General features: G+C 54.1%; 18 protein-coding genes and 2 pseudogenes. 17 read left to right on the top strand and 3 right to left on the bottom strand.

Features of this window, described 5'->3' with window-relative positions; translation table 11 throughout:
• Window positions 1–206: hypothetical protein (locus tag THS5294_RS18660; RefSeq protein WP_233486490.1), on the top strand; the 206-nt coding region annotated here is incomplete at its 5' end.
• Between the two features lie 527 nt (window positions 207–733).
• On the opposite strand, the gene THS5294_RS14430 is transcribed toward THS5294_RS18660, so the two are convergent.
• Window positions 734–2,113 (bottom strand): exodeoxyribonuclease I, encoded by a 1,380-nt coding sequence (locus THS5294_RS14430; protein ID WP_058124306.1) that lies wholly within the window; start codon window positions 2,111–2,113, stop codon window positions 734–736.
• A 108-nt stretch (window positions 2,114–2,221) separates the two neighbouring features.
• On the opposite strand from THS5294_RS14430, the gene THS5294_RS14425 reads away from it, so the two are divergent.
• The 10 genes and pseudogenes from THS5294_RS14425 to THS5294_RS18130 form a co-directional block, all read left to right on the top strand.
• Window positions 2,222–2,815: a DUF6088 family protein gene (locus THS5294_RS14425; protein ID WP_058124305.1), complete on the top strand. Its 594-nt coding sequence runs from the start codon at window positions 2,222–2,224 to the stop codon at window positions 2,813–2,815.
• Between the two features lie 102 nt (window positions 2,816–2,917).
• Complete coding sequence (locus THS5294_RS14420; RefSeq protein WP_058124304.1) at window positions 2,918–3,514, top strand: DUF6088 family protein; 597 nt, start codon at window positions 2,918–2,920, stop codon at window positions 3,512–3,514.
• Window positions 3,472–4,524, top strand: a complete 1,053-nt coding sequence (locus tag THS5294_RS14415) for a nucleotidyl transferase AbiEii/AbiGii toxin family protein (RefSeq protein ID WP_082645046.1) — start codon at window positions 3,472–3,474, stop codon at window positions 4,522–4,524. The genes THS5294_RS14420 and THS5294_RS14415 overlap by 43 nt, the downstream gene beginning before the upstream one ends.
• 792 nt (window positions 4,525–5,316) lie before the next feature.
• Window positions 5,317–5,790 (top strand): thermonuclease family protein, encoded by a 474-nt coding sequence (locus THS5294_RS18140; protein WP_082645045.1) that lies wholly within the window; start codon window positions 5,317–5,319, stop codon window positions 5,788–5,790.
• 22 nt (window positions 5,791–5,812) lie between these two features.
• Window positions 5,813–7,117, top strand: a complete 1,305-nt coding sequence (locus THS5294_RS14410) for a hypothetical protein (protein ID WP_058124302.1) — start codon at window positions 5,813–5,815, stop codon at window positions 7,115–7,117.
• 3 nt (window positions 7,118–7,120) lie between these two features.
• Complete coding sequence (locus THS5294_RS14405) at window positions 7,121–7,912, top strand: COG3904 family protein (protein ID WP_072936816.1); 792 nt, start codon at window positions 7,121–7,123, stop codon at window positions 7,910–7,912.
• A 439-nt stretch (window positions 7,913–8,351) separates the two neighbouring features.
• Window positions 8,352–9,335 carry a lysozyme inhibitor LprI family protein gene (locus tag THS5294_RS14400; RefSeq protein WP_058124300.1) on the top strand — a complete coding sequence of 328 codons (984 nt, stop codon included), beginning with the start codon at window positions 8,352–8,354 and terminating at the stop codon, window positions 9,333–9,335.
• Between the two features lie 66 nt (window positions 9,336–9,401).
• Window positions 9,402–9,845, top strand: a complete 444-nt coding sequence (locus THS5294_RS14395; RefSeq protein ID WP_058124299.1) for a lysozyme inhibitor LprI family protein — start codon at window positions 9,402–9,404, stop codon at window positions 9,843–9,845.
• Between the two features lie 32 nt (window positions 9,846–9,877).
• Window positions 9,878–11,006, top strand: a pseudogene (locus THS5294_RS18295) (IS3 family transposase).
• Window positions 11,007–11,029: 23 nt separating this feature from the next.
• A pseudogene (locus tag THS5294_RS18130) lies at window positions 11,030–11,218 on the top strand (transposase); the annotation flags it as partial.
• Here THS5294_RS18130 and THS5294_RS14380 read toward each other — a convergent pair.
• Together THS5294_RS14380 and THS5294_RS14375 are read right to left on the bottom strand one after the other, a co-directional pair.
• Complete coding sequence (locus THS5294_RS14380) at window positions 11,217–12,473, bottom strand: tyrosine-type recombinase/integrase (RefSeq protein ID WP_058124297.1); 1,257 nt, start codon at window positions 12,471–12,473, stop codon at window positions 11,217–11,219. The pseudogene THS5294_RS18130 and the gene THS5294_RS14380 overlap by 2 nt on opposite strands.
• Window positions 12,474–12,632: 159 nt before the next feature.
• Complete coding sequence (locus THS5294_RS14375) at window positions 12,633–13,046, bottom strand: hypothetical protein (RefSeq protein ID WP_233486489.1); 414 nt, start codon at window positions 13,044–13,046, stop codon at window positions 12,633–12,635.
• A 588-nt stretch (window positions 13,047–13,634) separates the two neighbouring features.
• Between THS5294_RS14375 and THS5294_RS18125 the strand changes: the two genes are divergently transcribed.
• The 6 genes from THS5294_RS18125 to THS5294_RS14350 all read left to right on the top strand — a co-directional run bounded on the left by THS5294_RS18125 (window position 13,635) and on the right by THS5294_RS14350 (window position 17,836).
• Complete coding sequence (locus THS5294_RS18125; protein ID WP_072936817.1) at window positions 13,635–13,907, top strand: helix-turn-helix transcriptional regulator; 273 nt, start codon at window positions 13,635–13,637, stop codon at window positions 13,905–13,907.
• Entirely contained in the window at window positions 13,907–14,167 is a 261-nt protein-coding gene (locus tag THS5294_RS14370) for a hypothetical protein (protein WP_058124295.1), read from the top strand. Before THS5294_RS18125 ends, THS5294_RS14370 begins: the two co-directional genes overlap by 1 nt.
• A complete protein-coding gene (locus tag THS5294_RS14365; protein WP_058124294.1) occupies window positions 14,164–14,559 on the top strand; it encodes a VRR-NUC domain-containing protein in 396 nt (131 codons plus the stop codon). Before THS5294_RS14370 ends, THS5294_RS14365 begins: the two co-directional genes overlap by 4 nt.
• A complete protein-coding gene (locus THS5294_RS14360) occupies window positions 14,556–15,653 on the top strand; it encodes a helix-turn-helix domain-containing protein (RefSeq protein WP_058124293.1) in 1,098 nt (365 codons plus the stop codon). The genes THS5294_RS14365 and THS5294_RS14360 overlap by 4 nt, the downstream gene beginning before the upstream one ends.
• A complete protein-coding gene (locus THS5294_RS14355) occupies window positions 15,650–16,354 on the top strand; it encodes a hypothetical protein (protein ID WP_082645043.1) in 705 nt (234 codons plus the stop codon). Before THS5294_RS14360 ends, THS5294_RS14355 begins: the two co-directional genes overlap by 4 nt.
• A gap of 96 nt (window positions 16,355–16,450) precedes the next feature.
• Window positions 16,451–17,836: an IS1182 family transposase gene (locus THS5294_RS14350; protein ID WP_058124291.1), complete on the top strand. Its 1,386-nt coding sequence runs from the start codon at window positions 16,451–16,453 to the stop codon at window positions 17,834–17,836.
• Window positions 17,837–18,148: the final 312 nt, after the last annotated feature.

Here is an 18,148-nt window from a genome sequence, read left to right as displayed (position 1 = left end):
AACGACCTATTGCCCTGGAACTACGCGAAGCCCGTGTGACTGGCGCACCGCTTACCTTCTTCTTGAGTGAACGAAACGTAAAAGTCTTTCTTGTTGATCTGACTGGAAACACTATCAAGCTCTCGAAGCAGTGCATCATCACGCTGGCGCCGCTTCTCTTCCCGAAGCTCCTTGAGGAGGTTAAACTCAGCCTGTTCATCGTCTGAGTATTTTCCGGGATGAAGACGCCTAAATTCTTTGGTATCGTGATTTGCCTGCTTTAGTTCTTCTGTCTTCATCTTCACAGACTCGAAGAAGTGGAGATCTCGAACTCTTCCTCGCCGCTTCTCTCTCTCGGATATTCTCCTGAGGTTCATTGCAGAAAATGTCTGGTCTAACACAATACTCTCACGTGGCTTTAGTAAGGGTCTATATGAGGATGCAGCCCATCACACTGAAAAGCAACTCTCGTCGTGTGCGCCTGCGAATCCATTTGCCTCGCGCGATACATGCCTGTCTTTCGCTCACATGATCTGGTTGGAAGCTCTGCTCAGCTGCCATTCATGCCTGGCGAAGCGAACTACCGCTTCCCGCCCAACCTACAAATGGAGCCAGTGCAAGGCTACCATAACCCATCCAAATCGCGGAGCCCCCGTCCCCCCACAGTTGCGGCATTCGTACTGTGGATTTTTCTTTTTCTGCCGGTTACCCAAGGCGAGATATAGGGCCCCGAATACTGTAAGTGTTGATGTTCCTAGGCACCACCCGCGCACGTTCCCCTTAAAAATGACGCAATCGCGTCAAGCTCGCGGGGTTCTGCAGCGACGGCATTACGCAAATCGCATAGTGCGGCCTCCGCTTTTTCGAAGGTCATCCATTCGGTTTCAGGGACGTCGGGCGCCGACCACTTATCACGCAGATAGGCTTTGAAAAGCGCCAGCTCTTCTGCTGTCAGAAGCTCTGGGCTGTAAAACGCCACCAGCCGCCGACCGAGCTGACGCAGCCGAGTATCTGAAATGCTTGCGACGATTTCTTGGCGGCGCGGCCAGGTTGCATGCTGAAACTCTTGCAAAAGCTGCTTGTCGGCGTTGGAGTAGAATTCCCCATAGATTTGTCGCTCAACCGGCTTGGGCGGGGCGTCGGGATCTTCGACGAAGCGAGCGGCCATTGCCGCGCCTACACGCTGACGAAACTCAGGCGCGTTGGCTATGACCGTCGCTCGGCGCAGATGCTCTGCGCTGGGCGCTGTGTGTTCAAGGAACGCGGGGGCCTTATTTGTGGACACGCCCCTAATGATCTTTGGCGTGGCATCCACTGCGGCGAAGATCGTCTCATCCGAGGCCTCGAGGAAATCAGATGGGTCAGCAGCATCCAGATCAAAAAACGCCGCTTGCGCGCTGTTGCCGTGGGAGTACCCGCAGAGACAGCCGACGTAGGATCGCGGCTCACCGCCGCCAAAGCGCGTGACCAGCTCATAGGGCCGGAAGCTTTCTAGCTTTGCCTGCACACGCGCCTTATGAGCGTTGTCGACCAACTCGGACCAAAGCGCTGGGCTATGCGTTGCGATTAGGCGCGCGATATGGATGGTCGCCTCAACGTCCCCCAGGGCATCATGAGCGTTGTGGGCATTAAAGCCATTTGCAGGCGCCAGCCGATCAAGCTTGAAGCTCCGTCGGCCAGTGCCATCGGTGGGCCAGACGAGTAGATCCGGGTGACGGGCATAAGCGGCATAGACAGCAGGCAAAATGTCAAAGCGCGTGTTGCCATTGAACTGCGTGGCGTAAATGTTCGGCGACAGGTTCTGGTAGAAGGTCTGCCGCAGCACCTCCTCGTCGAACTTCATCGTGTTGTAGCCAACCCAAATCGCCGGCGCCCATCGTTCGGTGAACTCGGCCACCTGCTGCGAAAACTCAAACAGCGACGGTAGGTTTGGGTCAGTCAACTGATCAGGGGTGACGCGGGTCACAACCAACGCTTGCGGTGAGGGCAAAATATGGGGCGCCAACCGGCAGCGGATGTTGACCCGATCCTTTTCCACAAAATTCTCATCCGTCCAGATCGCGGCGAACTGCAGCGGCTGGTCAAACTCGGGGGAGATCCCCGTGGTTTCAAGATCGTAGAAAACAAAATCCATACTTGAAGCATAGCCGAGACAAAGGGAGAACGCCACTTAGCGCGCTCTGGAGTGCTGGCAGTTGCAAACTGTCAGAAAACTATTTATGTTTCTGACACAAGAGGTAGCATGCAACACCTAAGCGAACAAATCATGGCACATGCCGAGCAACTCCCTGAGGGGGCTGCCTTGGCCGCGAAAGGCCTTCTGCACCTTGGCAGTCGCGCAGGCGTGGATCAGGCCCTGAAACGCCTTACCGAACGCGGTCAGCTTATTCGTGCTGGCCGCGGTATCTACATGCGCCCCGTGAAGGGACGGTTCGGCGTTCGAGCGCCCTCGATTGATCAAGCCATTGAAGCGTTGGCGGCTCAGCGTGGGGAAGTCATTGTTCCCAGCGGTGCAGCAGCGGCCAACGCTCTAGGGCTGACGACCCAGGTTCCTATACGGTCCGTGTATTTCACCTCTGGCCGTAGCCGGACGCTGTCCATCGGTAAACAAGAGGTCGAACTGCGGCATGCTCCGCGTTGGCAACTTGCTCTTGCAAATCGGCCGTCGGGGCAAGTGGTCCGTGCGCTAGCATGGTTGGGCCCTGAACAGGCCGAAGGCGCACTGAAGACGCTCAAGCGTAAAATCCCAGGCGCCTCGTTTTCCGAATTGGTCGCAGCAGCACCACAGTTTCCAACCTGGCTCGCCCGAGCGGTCAGCCGCGTTGCTCATAGCTGAGGCTCTCTGAAAACTATCGATGTAAGCGATGCCCCAAGAGGCGCCCTGTCACCTATTGATTTTCAGAAAAATATACCGTATTTTCTGACAGAGGGCATAAGCATGATCACTTCAAGCATCAAACAACGGATCATTGACAAAGGTCGTGGGGCCATCTTCGCACCCAGCGACTTTCTCGGTATAGGATCCCGCGCAAGCGTAGATCAGGCCCTATCACGCCTTGCGGATCAAGGTGTGATCCGGCGGCTGACACGGGGGCTGTATGACTACCCAAAGAAGAGCCCGCGCTTCGGATTTCTGTCGCCTTCCGCAGATGACATAGCAAAGGCTGTCGCACGAAAGGACGGTCAGATCTTGCAACCATCTCCTTCGATGGCTGCTAATCAGTTGGGCCTTTCCACTCAGGTACCCTCCAAGCCGACCTATATGACCGACGGTCCGACCCGCACCAAAAAAGTTGGACGGCAAGTCATCCAATTCCGGAACGCGTCCTCCAAGACGCTCGTCGGCGCAGGCCAGAAAACCGGGGTTGTCTTCCAGGCATTGCGTTATGTCGGCAAAGACCGTGTGAACACTCAAGTCGTCGACCAGCTTGCACGCGCACTGGACGATAATGATCTGAAGCTTTTGGCAAATCAAAGCAGGCACGTTCCTGCATGGATGCAACCCATTATTCAACAGATTGTGTCAAACGCTTAAGCATGGAAAATTTCGCCAACGACGCGCCTGACCTTAGAGATGAAGCCTTTCAAGAAACTGCAGCGCGGCTTGGAATGTCAAAGGCAATCATCGAAAAAGATTTCTGGGTTTGCTGGTCCCTCAAGCAACTCTTTGCACTGCCAACTATCGGCAAGCAGTTGATCTTCAAGGGAGGAACCTCCCTGTCCAAAGCCTATGACGTGATCCACCGCTTCTCTGAGGACGTGGACCTCTCGCTTGACCGCAAACGACTCGGGTTTGTAGGCGACCGTGACCCAGAAGGCCCAGACATGAAGGGCAAGAAACAGAAAAGGGTGCTTCAGGAACTGGAGGAAGCAGCGAAAGAAGCCGTCGGTGGCCCACTGCTGGCCGAGATTCAAACAGCGTTTGGCTCCAGTCTAGAACAAAGCTTCACCCTATCGGTTGATCCAAACGACCCGCAAACCATTCTCTTCACCTACCCTACATTGGCAGAAAACGCTGCGGGCTATGTCAAACCGGTTGTACGCTTTGAGTTCGGCGCCCGTGGCGTCCAATTGCCTGCCGAGCAGATCGAGATTGCGCCGTACTTGCATCAGGCTTTTCCAGATCTTCTAGCAGACGGTCTGGTCGGCGTAAAAGTGTTAGGGGTCGAGCGCACGTTCTGGGAGAAAGCCACCATTTTGCATATGCTGTTCCACCAAGATGCAACCAAACCCCTCGCAGATCGCATGTCCCGCCATTACTACGATATGGCTCAACTGATTGGGCATGAGGCCAAAAAGCGAGCCCTCGGAAAGCTTGATTTGCTGACCCAAGTCGCACATCACAAATCGGTATTTTTCAAATCCGCCTGGGCAAACTACGATGAGGCCAAGCCCGGCTCCTTGCGCTTGGTACCGAACGCCAACCTCGCCGCCGCGCTTCGAAAAGACTATGCTGGCATGCGGGAAATGATCATCGGTGACGCACCAAAGTTCGATGAAATCCTCGCTACGATCGAAGCGTTCGAAACTGAGATCAACAGCTGACTCTCGCGCTCACAGTGAACTTTTCACATTTCAGTTCTAGCCAACGTTCCTGGATAGAGTAAGCGTGCTGTGCGGAGATTATCTGATCTATTCTCCGCATTCTCTGCGGAGAATAGGCTGGGAGTGATCACGATCGTCGCCATCAGCTGGCCGAGCCAATCCGTTTCAATGCAGCTGAACATCATCGGTCACCGCTGAGCGCGGCTGATTATCAATGATTACGGCTTTTCGGAGGGTGCGACTCGCCAAACGTTGACATGGCGTTGACATGAAACAAACGCATAAAGCCCGACTGATTAAGTCGGGCTCTAAGCATTTGATTTGGCGTAGTTATTTGGTTGCGGGAGTAGGATTTGAACCTACGACCTTCAGGTTATGAGCCCATATGCAGGCGACTTAAATAACCTCTTAAATTCAAAAGCTTAGACAGAAACCCTTTGATCTCTCAATCTTTTTCACCTGATATTGGCACGCATTGACCGTCATTCAGCCACAAACCCTGCACGGAACATGCATTCGCGGGTTGATGTGGCGTTGATGTAGACGATCGGCTTGTTAATCGCCTCGAAAGATGCGTCCCGCTGACGAACAGCTAATAGAAGCTGTGATGCAAATGCTGGCAGTGCGCATCCGTGGCGTTTTCGTCGCGCTGAGACAAGGTTAATTGCCCGTGAATTTTCCTTTGTGGAACAACCTCAAGCCTTAATGCGAAGCAATCAAATACTTCGTTTAGACGACAGGCTCGACGTGTACGTCAATATGGGATACCAATTTAAGACTTAGCGGCACCTGATGCATTGCATCGTTATCATTGCAAAAAGAGTAGTCGAATTGGGAATTAAAAAACATCTTAAGATCACTTTGGCCTTAGCACTGACTATTGCTACTTCCTCAGCCGAGGCGAGAGAGGTAGACGGCACAGCTTACGTACGGGACGCAGACACAATTGTAGTAGCAGGCACTCCAGTCCGCTTAAATGGCGTAGATGCGCCAGAAACCACCACACTTCACGGTCGTGATGCCAAGTCATTCATGGAACGTCTTCTAAAGGGGAAACGCGTTGTTTGCGAGCTTAACGGCAAACGAACCTATGACCGTTGGGTCGGCACGTGCTTTATCAATGTTGATGGCCAATGGGCAGACGTTGGAGCAATAATTATTGAGAACGGAAACGCTCTCGACTGTAGGCGCTATTCCGGGGGACGCTACAGATCACTCGAACCCGCTGGTGCCAGGTCACGATTGACCCAAGCACGCTACTGCTAGCCAATCACTGAAGGAATATTCGATGGGCGATACGAATCGACGGCTGACAGCTGCAGAGACCAAAGGTTTGCGCACAGCAAAAGAGTTAGAGGGGCACCTAGCATGGCTCGACACTTTTACACCGGCCGCTCTTGGGGTTCTGGCGATTGCATCGGGTGTGTACACGTACCTTGGAGTTACATCATTACTTGAAGATACTGGTGCCATGAGTTTTTTCGCCGCAGTGGCCTATTCTGTCGCTGTGTCCGTCGGGATCTTTGTATTTTGGAGTTACATGCTCCGATTGCTGCCTTCAATGCGTACGGCCGGCGGATTTATCGGGCTTACGGTGTCCACGATGGTCGGGTCTCTGGCAATCATTGCAATGTCGAGTTGGCTCAATGCCGCCGCACTTGCAGGGTCAGCTGCGGTTGAGCAGCATCTTGAACGCACGGTTCGAGGCTATCAATCTGCGTTGGAACAAGCTCATGACATCGCCCTTTCTGCACAAGCTTTAGAACGAGAGGTCCGCCGCGCACGCGAAGCTTTTGAAGCGCTCGCAGAACAAGAACGCTCAGGCGAGTTATCCGGCACCGCGGGAGAAGGTGCAGTCTATCGCGTCCTACGGCAAAAGACAGAAGAGCTGCAAAGCCTAGAGGAGCAAATCTCCGAACAACAACCATTGATCGTGGATGCCTACGAACAGGGAAATGAAATCCTTGGTCGGATGCGCGGGCTTACGGTAGCCCCGGGGCCGGTCGAGCAACGTTCAGTAGCTTTTTCTGAAGAAAGCGTTCGGCTGGCCGGTGTCATCTCAAACTTAAACCAATTCTCAGTAGCACTTCTGGTTGCTCGCGCAGCAGAAGATTTGCCAGCCTCAGTCGTTCTACCCGAGCTCGACGGACAAACCACCAGCGTACGACAGGCCCAATCTTCTACAATCGGGTCAGTTTTGGATGCATTGGACCAACGCAGCCAAACTCTGGGGCAAGCTGCAGGCGAAGTGCTCGCAATGGAGCCACCGCAAGAAACCGCCTATAATCCGATTTCCAGTGCAGACGCCGTAATCCGGTATGCTGGCAACTTTGTTCCATCTTGGGCCGGAGCCATTGCCATTGACCTCCTTCCCGGCGTTCTTGTTTTCGTCTTAGCTGTCACTCAGGCAGCAATCAGAAATGGCCGGGATGGTCTCAGTATCGAAGAAACTTTGACTCTAGCCGATCTGAGAGCGGCCGTGAGTGCCATGAGGGAAGTGGAAATGTCCATGAACGACATGGATACCGAGATTTTACGGCGTGTCCGAGGAAGCGAGGCCGCTCAAGACGATAATGCATCCAAGGCGGACTAGCCTGTGTACCGAATTTTCCAAAACAGCCGTTTTCTGACGATAGGAAATTGGCTTAAACTGGTCTTAGCAGTTCAATTAGTGATAGTTGGGCTGCTGATTGCAGCGGATGTGAGTATGCGTTGGGAGTTCGCCGGGACATCCCCAAAGCTTTCGATCGAGAGCCCCGTGTCGCCGGGCGACCAAGTCCGCAAATACCAACCAGTTCTGCCACGTGTGGAGACGCCCGATACAGATCTGGACCACACCATTGATCTGGCCGCGGATCAGCCAACGCGATTAGTCTTTTCCATACACCAAAGTTCCGATTTGAATAGTGTCTTGCACATGCACGGCGAGATCGCGCAAGGCGACGCAAACCGGTTCAGCGCCTATCTGGAAACTTTAGCCTCTCCACCAGAAGTAATCGCGGTAAACAGCACAGGCGGCATCGTTGATGAAGCTCTGCAAATAGGCCGTATTATACGAGAGCAGGAGTTCAACACGCAACTGTCTGCGCTTGAGATATGCCTATCCGCTTGCCCATATATACTGGCTGGAGGCATTGAAAGGCGCGTTTCCCGAGAGGGCATTGTAGGGCTTCATCAACACTATTACGAAACGCCGGGCTTTATGCCTGTTTTTCTCGCCGTCGAGAATATTCAGCGGGGGCAAGGTCGAACAATGGCGCACTTAATCGAAATGGGTATTGATCCAGGCGTCATGATCCACAGTCTTACGACACCGCCTAACGACATTTATGTCCTCGTTGAGGACGAGCTCATTCAAAGCCAAATGGCAACACAAATTGTAGAATAGACGTCGCGTCTTCGCCAATCTAATTTCTGACCGCCCGAGACCTAAACATTTTCACCGTGAACGTGGACTAACGCAACTCAGCCACTTCTTGTGTGGGCGCTTGTCGCACGGAGCGACGCATCGACACTTTCAACTAACCGTGGCTTTGGGCGCAGCACTTCAGCGACAGCATCCACCCCAGCCCTAAGAGGTGCATCAAGCAGATGTGCGTAGCGCTGCGTGGTTTGCATTTGAGTGTGGGGTTGGCGATTGATAGAGATGATACTGATCGAGCGGAAAATACATCAGCACGGCCTCCATGCGCATGTCTTCAAATCAAGACACTATCAAGAATTAATGGGGGCTAATATGGGTCCGATTGGCGTTGGGGCGGCTCCTTGCAACGCCCTCTCCTTGCTAATAGATTGATGAGCAATCAACGCACCTGGAGGCAATGCAGATGATCAGACAGCTCTTTATATGTCTAATGCTAGTCATGGGAGTCCCAAGCATTGCGGCTGCCGCCAGCTTTGACTGCAACAAGGCTACAACAGAGACTGAGATAGCTATCTGTAGTGATCCTGAGTTGAGTGCTTTGGATGAGTTGATGTCATCGCTGTACCAATTAAAATACTCAATTAACCTCAGTTCTGAAGACCTTTCTTTTGAAACAGACACGTTCGATTTCCCTGCATTTGAAAGGACCGCTCTGCGAGACAATCAATTTAGATGGATTGAAGAGGTTCAGACCAATTGTTTTGGGCTTAGCGCATGTTTGACAGAAGCATATCTCACTAGGCTTGGAGATTTTTACGGCTTATATAAGCCTAGCAGAGCCTCACAAGATTTTGGATGGACCATCGAAAGACGATTAGTGCTTTCTGAGATTGGCCAGACTGTAATTGTCTGGGTACACAATACCAACGAAACTGAGGATTACGGCTGTTTTTCTGAAACATACCATCCAATCTCTTATATCATTACCGTGCATCGCACATCAGATTGGAGATTGATCGACTACAATGCCTCACTTCTCCCTCATATGGATGATAGTTGTCTTATGTTGGAATATGATCTTTCTGAGTTAGGAGATCACTCATTGGAGTTGAATACCTCTTTCATGAGGTCTGCCGGTGGTTGGGGGGCAGGCGGAGAAAATTTTACCTTTAAAATAAATGAAGATGAAATTATTTTAAAAAAATATTCGAAATTATACTACGCTAGAAATGTTCATTTGTTTGAAACGACTGTCCTGGATTTTGAGAACAAGTTACTTAAGATCGAGTATGATAATGGTTCAGAAGAAGTGCAGACAGTAAGGGGAAAAAATATTGATCCCGGAGAGAATTTTGAACACGTTTTGCACGTAGATAATTTACCTGAGTTGAGCTTTAATCACACTAATATCTCGTTGATGTATGATTTGATTGAGCGTGTCGAGTAATTACTTTTTATTTAAACCTAAATGCACTTATAAAATGGTGTTTTTCCATACAGGAAAGGTTGGGTTATGCTTCAGTACTTAAGATTGGTTGGTCTAGCTCTGCTGCTTTCAGTGGGCATCGGAAGTGTGGGTAAGGCTGCCAGCTTTGACTGCAACAAAGCTACGACTGAGACTGAGATAGCTATTTGTAGCGATCCTGAGCTGAGTGCCTTGGATGAGTTGATGGGGGGATTGTGGGTGTCGCGCGATCGAGAGCCACACGAGGTGAAGCTTCAGACTAATTGGCTGGCAAGGAGGAATGCTTGCGAAGGCCGGTCATCATGCATTGCTTTCCATTATAATACCCACCTCGAAGCATTAGAAAAGAAAAGACCATTACAATGTCTTGATCAGAACACAGATCTTAAAGAGTTTGCGAATTTTTTAGAAATCGATGCGGATCTAAATGGAGATGGCGCTGCCGATAAAGCCAGGTTTGAAGTGGTCCGGCAAAACTGGACAGCGTGCTAAGATGTATCCAACCTTGAATACAGGATACACAAATGACGAAGAGACGCAGTTTTTCAGACAAGTTTAAGGCCGCGGTAGCGCTTGAGGCGCTTCGTGGAGATCGCACAGCGCAAGAGATTGCAGCCAAGCACAAGGTTCATCCAACACAGGTGACGACATGGAAACGGCAGGCCATTGATGGGCTGGCGGGCGTGTTTTCTGATAAGGTCAGACGAGCGGAAGACAACGAGGCCGAGGTCAAAGAACTTCATGCGAAGATCGGAAAGTTGGCGGTCGAAAACGATTTTTTGTCACAAGGGCTGAAGCGATGAGCCCGAGTGAACGCAAGACTATGATCCATCGGGATCATACGGATCTGAGCCTGCCAGCCAATGCAAACTGCTGAAGATTAGCCGGTCATCGCTGTATTATGTGCCAGTCGGTGTGTATGCTCAGACACTGGAGCTGATGAATGAAATTGACCGGGTGCTTACGAAGTACCCGTTCTTTGGCAGTCGCCAGATTGCGGCCTATCTGCCCCGAAATGGGTTCCAAGCGGGTCGCCACCGTGTGCGCCGATTAATGGGTCTCATGGGATTACAGGCCATATACAAAGGACCTAACACCAGCAAGAAGCACCCGCAGCACCGCATTTATCCCTACCTTTTGAGGAAGTTGCCGATCACGCGGCCAAACCACGTTTGGTGCAGCGACATCACCTACATTCCAGTGCGCCGTGGGTTCTTGTATCTGGTCGCGATCATGGATTGGGCCACGCGCAAGATATTGGCATGGCGGCTCTCGAACACGCTGGACGCCAGCTTCTGCGTTGAGGCATTGAACGAAGCCATCGCAAAATATGGCAAGCCGGAGATCATGAATACCGATCAAGGATCGCAGTTTACTGGTACTGCTTGGATCACGACCTTGACTGAGGCTGATGTCAAAATCTCAATGGATGGGCGCGGCCGGTATCTCGACAATATCTTCATCGAACGGCTGTGGCGGTCTTTGAAGCAGGAGGCTGTATACTTGCATGAATTGCAGGACGGGTTCCAGGCCAAACGCCTCATCGACAGTTGGATCGGATTTTACAACGCTGAGCGGCCACATACTGCGCTTGAAAAAGGAACGCCCGACAACGCATACTTTGATGCGCTACAGATGAACCACGCGGCATGAAACCTAACCCAGATGCATCTTAGCTGAGCCGCAAGCCTGTCCTAAAATGTAGGACCACTTCACAGATTATCGGGATGATCAAAGAACAAGAAGCTGGGATGCCGACTGCGGACGTGTGCCGCAAGTACGGACTGAGCCAAGGGACATTTTATAAGTTCAAATCGCAGTATGGCGGCATGGAGGTGTCGGATACGGCGAAGCTGCGTGCGGTCACACAAGGAGCGACGCATCGACACTTTCAACCAACCGTGGCTTTGGGCGCAGCACTTCAGCGACAGCATCCACCCCAGCCCTAAGAGGTGCATCAAGCAGATGTGCATAGCGCTGCGTGGTTTGCATTTGAGTGTGACCGAGCAGCTTGCCGATCATCTCAAGCGACGCGCCACCGCTGACCAGCAGCGAGGCAAAGGTGTGGCGCAAATCATGGATACGCACGTCCGCCAGTTCAGCTTCGCGCTGCACGCGGGTCCAGAACCTGCGTATCTCTTTCACCGGCTGCCCTGGAACATCACCAGGAAACAGCCAAGGGTTGCCCTTGGGCACAATCAGCTGACGCTGGCGAACATGTGCAGCCACATCTGCTGAGATTGGGACGCGGTGCACACGGCGTTGCTTTGTAGTTGCCGCAGGCTTGGACCAGACCATCAAATCTAGATTGAACTGTTCAAACTGGGACTGGCGCACCTCGCCCACGCGTGCTCCCGTCAACATGCAAAGCCGGATAATTCCCGCCGCGCGCTGGTCTTCGGCTCTCTCCAAGACCGCAGCCAACCGCTCGATCTCGTCTTTGGTCAAGAACCGCTCGCGCGGGCTCTCAATCCGGCGATAGAACCCATTGGCTGGGTTGGTTGTGCGCCACTCCCACTCTATGGCCAGGTTGAACATTTTGCGCAGCACCTCGCCCACGCGGTTTGCACGGATAGGCGTGGGCTTCGAGCCTTGCAGTCTACGCGCACGGTTGCTCGGCTTGGCCTTGGACGGGCGCGCCCGCCCTTCAGCGATTTTAGCCAGCAAACGCTCAACATCTGACTTCGTAATGTCCTCAACAAGGCGATTGTTCCATTCCGGCCCAATCAGCTTGGTCATCATCGAGCGTTGATCCGCTGCGTTGGTTGGTGCCAAGCGGACCAAATGCTCTGCCTCATAACGCGCAATCAAATCACAGATCCGGGGAGCCTCACGCAAAGCGCCCCGTTCTGCCAGCGGATCAATACCCGCATCGACTTCGCGCCTGAGCAGCTTCGCCCGCTCGCGTGCGGCGGCAACGGACCAATCCGGCCAACGTCCCAGCGTCATCCTGCGTTGGCGCCCCGCATACCGATAATCGATGGTGAACGCCCGCCCACCCCCTCGGTAGATACACACAGCAAACCCGCGCAGCTCCCCGTCAAATATCTGATAGTCACGCCCGGGTATTGGCTCTGCATCTCGGACGATCTTTTCGGTCAGCTTAATCCTTTGTGTCATCGTTCAATCCCTCTTTGAGCTGCCATGACGCGTATAAGCGCGGCTCAATCAAGTTAAACGTCGACATGCTTGGACAGGGAGGCGGAAGGTGGCTGAAGTTCTGTCACAATTACGCCACCCCGCCCAAACGACCCTACCCGCTTTGGAACCATGCAAACCTTAGGTCTGGGTCAGAGCCTTCCAAATGGGCGCGAGACGTCGCCGTATTGTACGCTCATCAGGCACATCCACCCCACCTGCCTCACTTGCAAACCACTCTTGGATCTCCGCTACCCAGGCCGTTTGGCTTTCCGGTAAGCCTTCATTGTGGATACGAACAATTTGCGCCGCATACATACTTTCCCAGTCATATCGCTTGGGGGCACCAACCCCCGCTGTTGGTCGCCGCGACAGATCATGTTCTGCTTCAAACCGATAGACATCTTCCGCAAGGATCAACAGGTCTTCCAGGTGCACATTGGGTGCGTCGTCACTGCCCGGCGCAAACTCGATCCATATCTCTTGCTCCAAGGGACGCACCCGCCCAAGCGGCACCTCAACCAAAGCCCGCCTACCCTGTCTCAAAAGCGGCATGATATCTCCAACTGAAATTGAAACAAATCCATCAAAGCGCTGGGTGCGGCTTTGATGAGACGCGATCGTGGTCACAATAGCAAAGTGACCTTTGGCAGCCCAACCGCCCAAATCCGTCAAACGGCATTCCCACCGCACCGACGCTTCTTGCACTGTATAAAATACCCGTTCTGGTAGCCCCATATATCTGTTCCTTCACATTAAATCTCGCAGCCGCATCGCAGAACCGGTGCAGCCAACCCCCTGGGATGCCCCCCACATTTAGACAAACCAATCACGTACGCGGCCAGGACACCTGACTGCGTTGGACGGCTTCCACTTGGGGAACGGTTTGAACATCGGGCATGAACCGGCGATTCACAAACAAACTTTGCCGTCTTTGTTCATATTTTGTTCTTGACTCTCATCTGCCACTTTAGGCCCCGATTTTGAGACTTAATCAAACTGCTCAAAACACCAACATTTATTGGGGTGGCATAATTAGGTGGCGACTTCCGCCACCTTCTGCCTCCCCGCCACCCCCTACCTTCATGCTCTGACGTCAAAACGGCGCTGCCCCGCATCGGCAGTCTCAAACAGGAGCAGACCATGGACATATCCGTAGATCCCCTTCCGAGCACCTCAGTTACACATGTCCCCCTTCTAAGCGCGTGGATGACCCGGGCTGAACTGGCACGGGAGCTTTGTGTCACCGAGGACACGCTCGGGCGATGGCACAGACAACGCAAAGGACCAAGCAGCGTGAAGGCAGGACGCCGGGTGCTTTATCGCCGCAGCTCAGTGCTCGCGTGGATTGACGCGCAGGAACAAGATCCAAGCCCGGACACCAAGCGCCCTATACGCACACGGGGGCGGCGCTGATGGGATACATCGGCAAAACCAGAACACAGAAGCGCGCTGCTGTGCGCGCGGATTGGATCGAAGAGCGCCTGCGCGAGGCGCGGATTGTGATTGCGGACGTAGCACATCACTCCGACTATCTGCTGCGCCTTGCCTGCACTGTGCTGGTCAAACACGGCGCGACGCCTGAGGAGCGCGAGGACGCCCGCATCCTGCTCGTGGTCCTCGACGCCAAGACGCCAGGGCGGCTTCCTGCGCTGGACAGGGAGGGCCGCTCATGAAGCGACGCGGAACGCCTGAGGCGGACCTGCAGCGCGCTGTTGTGAGCGCGCTGCACTTTGCCCTCCCCCAAGGCACAATTATCCACCACAGCGCCAATGAAGTGTCTGAGGCTGGGCCACGCGGGGCGCGCAAGCAAGCGATCCTCGTTGGGATGGGCGTCCATGCCGGCTTTGCCGATCTGATGGTGCTCTGCGAGGGTCGCGTCCTGTTTCTTGAGCTGAAGTCGCTGAAAGGCCGTCTCAGTCCTGCGCAGGAGGCATTCCGTGACACGGTCTTGGCACAGGGCTTTGGGTGGGCACTGGTGCGCTCGCTTGATGACGCGCTGGGCGCCCTGGCAGATAACGGGTTCACAACGCGTGTAGCCTCTCCTATCGTGAGAAGCGCACCATGAGCCACGCCGCCACCAACTGGGCCATCCAGCAGCGCGGGCTGAAGCCCACAACCAAAATCGTGCTTTGGCATCTCTGTGATCGGTTCAACCCCGACTTTGGCTGTTTTCCGACACAAGCGCGCCTGGCGCATGATTGTGAAATCGGGCGCGCAACGCTGAACCGGCATCTCGACGAATTGGAAGCCCGCCGTTTGATCAAGCGTGTGCGCATCGTCGATACCAAGACCGGACAGCAGCGCCCCACGCGGTATCTGCTGGGGTTTGAGTTCAAAGATGGCGCACGAGCATCAAGCCCACCCCTGGATGGAAACATTGCTACGGATGCAGGTGACACAGCCCCGTCCAACCACCCTGAGGATGCATCATCCGCATCGCAAAACCCGGCAAAAAACCCGTGTCTGGATTTGGGACACGGACGAGACAGAGAAACTTCCTACTGCAATGGGGGGCAAGGGCATCCTACGCAAGGCCCGCCGTGTCTCGAAACAGGACACGGGTCCGTGTCTCACTTTGGCCCAAACCCGTGTCTCAAAAATGGCGATTCCCGTGTCTCAAAATGGGACACTAACCCTGTAAGGGAACCTTTAAGTAAATCAGTAAAGGAGGAGGAGCACGCGCAAGCGCGCGAAACCGCATTTGATGTTTTTTTTGGCAAGCTGCTCAAAGCGCTGGGCTTCGATCCTGACGGACCTCTTCCTGGCTGGTGGCAGGGCTGGCCTCCGCGAGAGCACGTTCGACGGTGGATTGGTGAGCTCAGGCTGAGCGAGGCGGAGATCCTCGAAACCGCCGGGACGTCGAGGCAGGACCACCCCGAGCCTCCCGACGGGCCCAAGGCATTGGATCGCCTCATGCAGCGCGCTGCCCAGCGCAAAACGACTTCAAAGGGATCAAAGGGCCAGGACGGCAAAAGACTGCGGGGAAAGGCAGCTTCAGGGCCTGCGCCCAGCATCGATGAGTTGGCTGCCTTCTATGCCAAGCGCGTGAAGGGTGCCGGCTACCTACCACCCAGCATGATCAGCACCGCCATGTGCCAAGCCATGCTGGAGCGTGAGTTGGTGACCCATGACCAGCTGAGGATGCGGGGTGTGCTGTGAGCCGGTTTGATCGTAAGCTGCATGGGCGCCCCCTCGCCTCACCGCAGGAACAAGGCCTCCAGTCACGTAGTGGGCGCCCAAAGCGTGTAATGGCCGTCCAACAGGCCTTGGAGTGGACCTTCCGTACCGAACGCGCACAGCTCGAGCTTCCTGAGCCGCCTGATCCCGAGCGGGCACATCGGCAGGGGTATGGTTTTGGGTTGGAGTACGTGCTTATGCAGCGGGCAGCGCTGGGCTGCCAGATTGACGGCGGGCGCTACAAAAAAGACAGCTACACCCATGAGGATGCCGAAGTGATCGCCGCCACGGTTGCCGGAATGCCTGATGATCTTGGTGGCAAGCGCATGGCAATACACGTGGCCGAGCTTGCCCGCGCTGGGCTGACGCCGGACTGGATGCCCGGGGCGGTGCCGCAATGTGTACCGTTCGAGATGAAGCGTAATCGGTATGGGGATCATGCAACGACTGTGGTTGTCGGGACCGAGCGGGTATTGTCACGCGGGAAGTGGCGGACCGTTGAGGTGCGGGCCTGTCCAGTGACCTATCAACCCTATCCAGAGCAAATTGAGGCCGCACGGAGGGGGTATCGTGATTGGATGAAAGCTCTGGGCTGGATCAAAGAGGGGCTGCAGGCCGGCGGAATGCTGCGGGAGGTTGTAGTGATAGAAGGAATGCCAAAGGTACTGCCGTGGGAGCCCTAGGCGATTGTTACGGTGGGCGGATTTTGTTGAAAAACTCTCCCTTGATCGAAGCTCAATCTGCTGGTTCAATTCTTCTAACGAGCAGGAGGGTTGGCGATGATGGGACCAAAGCAGGAGGCGCAAGGCGCGTTGTTTTATGAGTTCTCTGTTGAAAATCATGTGCCTCAAGATCACCTGCTACGTTCGATTGACCGGTTTGTTGACCTAAGCAGTATCCGTCCACATCTTGCAGAATTTTACAGCCACACGGGCCGCCCATCGATTGATCCAGAGCTGCTGATCCGCATGCTTTTGGTTGGGTATTGCCTTGGTATCCGATCGGAACGACGTCTGTGTGAGGAGGTTCATCTGAACCTTGCTTACCGCTGGTTCTGCCGTCTTGATCTTGCTGATCCTGTGCCGAACCATTCGACTTTTTCCAAGAACCGGCATGGGCGTTTCCGTAACAGTGATCTTTTGCGCCACTTGTTTGAAACGACTGTGGCGCGCTGCATTGCGGACGGTCTCGTGAGCGGCCAGCGCTTTGCGGCAGATGCCAGTTTGATCGAAGCTGACGCCAACAAACAAAACTCAACGCCGAAGGAAGATTGGGACACATCAGCAATTACGCCACAGGATGCTCCGCGCGCCGTGCGTGAGTATCACGATGTTCTGGACGATGCCGCTTTCGGCGCTGCATCTGAGGTCGAGCCCAAGTTCACATCCCATTCCGATCCCGCCAGCCAGTGGACTGCAGCCCGCAAAGGGCCCGCCTTCTTTGCCTATTCCACCAATTACTTGATCGACACTGATCACAGCGTGATCGTCGACGTCGAAGGCACAAGATCGATCCGGCAGGCTGAAGTCGGGTCTGTGCGCACTATGTTGGACCGGATCAAGGACCGGCATGACTTGGCCCCCGAACGATTGATTGCTGACAGCGCCTATGGATCAGGACCCATGCTTGGATGGCTCGTTGATCGCGATATCAAACCCCACATTCCTGTTCTGGATAAAGCGGGGCGCACCGACGGCACTTGGTCTCGCACCGACTTCGAATGGGACGCCGAGAACAACCAATATATCTGCCCCGAAGGCGAACCGCTCAAGCAGTTCCGCCGCAACTACTCAGACCCGAACCGTGGCCCCACTGGCAAAGGTGTAGCCAAGTATCAGGCCCTGAAACACACCTGCCAAGCCTGCCCATTGAAGATGAAGTGCTGTCCAAAAGCTGATGCCCGCAAGATCACCCGCGAAGAACATGAATACGCCCGCCAAGTTGCCCGCGACATCGCCAAAACCAAGCAATATGCGATCTCAATGCGGTTGCGGAAGAAAGTCGAGATGCTCTTCGCGCATCTCAAGCGCATCCTTGGACTGGGAAGATTGCGATTACGTGGCCCATGTGGCGCAAATGACGAATTCCTCCTCGCTGCAACCGCCCAAAACCTCCGCAAACTGGCTAAGATCTTTCCGGCACCGCAGCAAAGGTGCAAAGCATGACAGGAAAGGCACTCGCATCCAGTTTGAAACCGCAATTTCTGCGCCAGCAGCACGCTGTTTTTCCACAGAATCGGCGGAAAGTCGTCATTCGCTGCATTCTGCACCAATGTCTTCTATGCGGGACTTAGCTGTCGTTCGCTGCGGCCGCGCCAATGTCCAGCTCACGATCGCTATAAGGCGGCAAAAGGGACAAAGCGCCAGTCACCCGCGATCAAATTCTAACAGAAAACCCAAAGCGTTTGGCTTATTACGCATTAAACGGGGGAAAAGCCGGCCAGTGTGGTGTTTTCCGGCAGGCTGACAAGTGGCGTT

The organism is Thalassobacter stenotrophicus, assembly GCF_001458315.1.
GTDB lineage: Bacteria > Pseudomonadota > Alphaproteobacteria > Rhodobacterales > Rhodobacteraceae > Thalassobacter > Thalassobacter stenotrophicus.
Note: the sequence above shows the minus strand (reverse complement) of the source record. Positions and strands in the feature narration are given on the sequence as shown.

Coding starts and splice junctions, on each gene's coding strand:
- THS5294_RS14415 (WP_082645046.1), top strand. CDS start 3,472: ATGGATGCAACCCATTATTCAACAGATTGTGTCAAACGCTTAAGCATG.
- THS5294_RS14350 (WP_058124291.1), top strand. CDS start 16,451: ATGATGGGACCAAAGCAGGAGGCGCAAGGCGCGTTGTTTTATGAGTTC.
- THS5294_RS14410 (WP_058124302.1), top strand. CDS start 5,813: ATGGGCGATACGAATCGACGGCTGACAGCTGCAGAGACCAAAGGTTTG.
- THS5294_RS14370 (WP_058124295.1), top strand. CDS start 13,907: ATGGGATACATCGGCAAAACCAGAACACAGAAGCGCGCTGCTGTGCGC.
- THS5294_RS18140 (WP_082645045.1), top strand. CDS start 5,317: ATGCATTGCATCGTTATCATTGCAAAAAGAGTAGTCGAATTGGGAATT.
- THS5294_RS14365 (WP_058124294.1), top strand. CDS start 14,164: ATGAAGCGACGCGGAACGCCTGAGGCGGACCTGCAGCGCGCTGTTGTG.
- THS5294_RS14375 (WP_233486489.1), bottom strand. CDS start 13,046: ATGCCGCTTTTGAGACAGGGTAGGCGGGCTTTGGTTGAGGTGCCGCTT.
- THS5294_RS14395 (WP_058124299.1), top strand. CDS start 9,402: ATGCTTCAGTACTTAAGATTGGTTGGTCTAGCTCTGCTGCTTTCAGTG.
- THS5294_RS14430 (WP_058124306.1), bottom strand. CDS start 2,113: ATGGATTTTGTTTTCTACGATCTTGAAACCACGGGGATCTCCCCCGAG.
- THS5294_RS18125 (WP_072936817.1), top strand. CDS start 13,635: ATGGACATATCCGTAGATCCCCTTCCGAGCACCTCAGTTACACATGTC.
- THS5294_RS14380 (WP_058124297.1), bottom strand. CDS start 12,473: ATGACACAAAGGATTAAGCTGACCGAAAAGATCGTCCGAGATGCAGAG.
- THS5294_RS14360 (WP_058124293.1), top strand. CDS start 14,556: ATGAGCCACGCCGCCACCAACTGGGCCATCCAGCAGCGCGGGCTGAAG.
- THS5294_RS14425 (WP_058124305.1), top strand. CDS start 2,222: ATGCAACACCTAAGCGAACAAATCATGGCACATGCCGAGCAACTCCCT.
- THS5294_RS14420 (WP_058124304.1), top strand. CDS start 2,918: ATGATCACTTCAAGCATCAAACAACGGATCATTGACAAAGGTCGTGGG.
- THS5294_RS14400 (WP_058124300.1), top strand. CDS start 8,352: ATGATCAGACAGCTCTTTATATGTCTAATGCTAGTCATGGGAGTCCCA.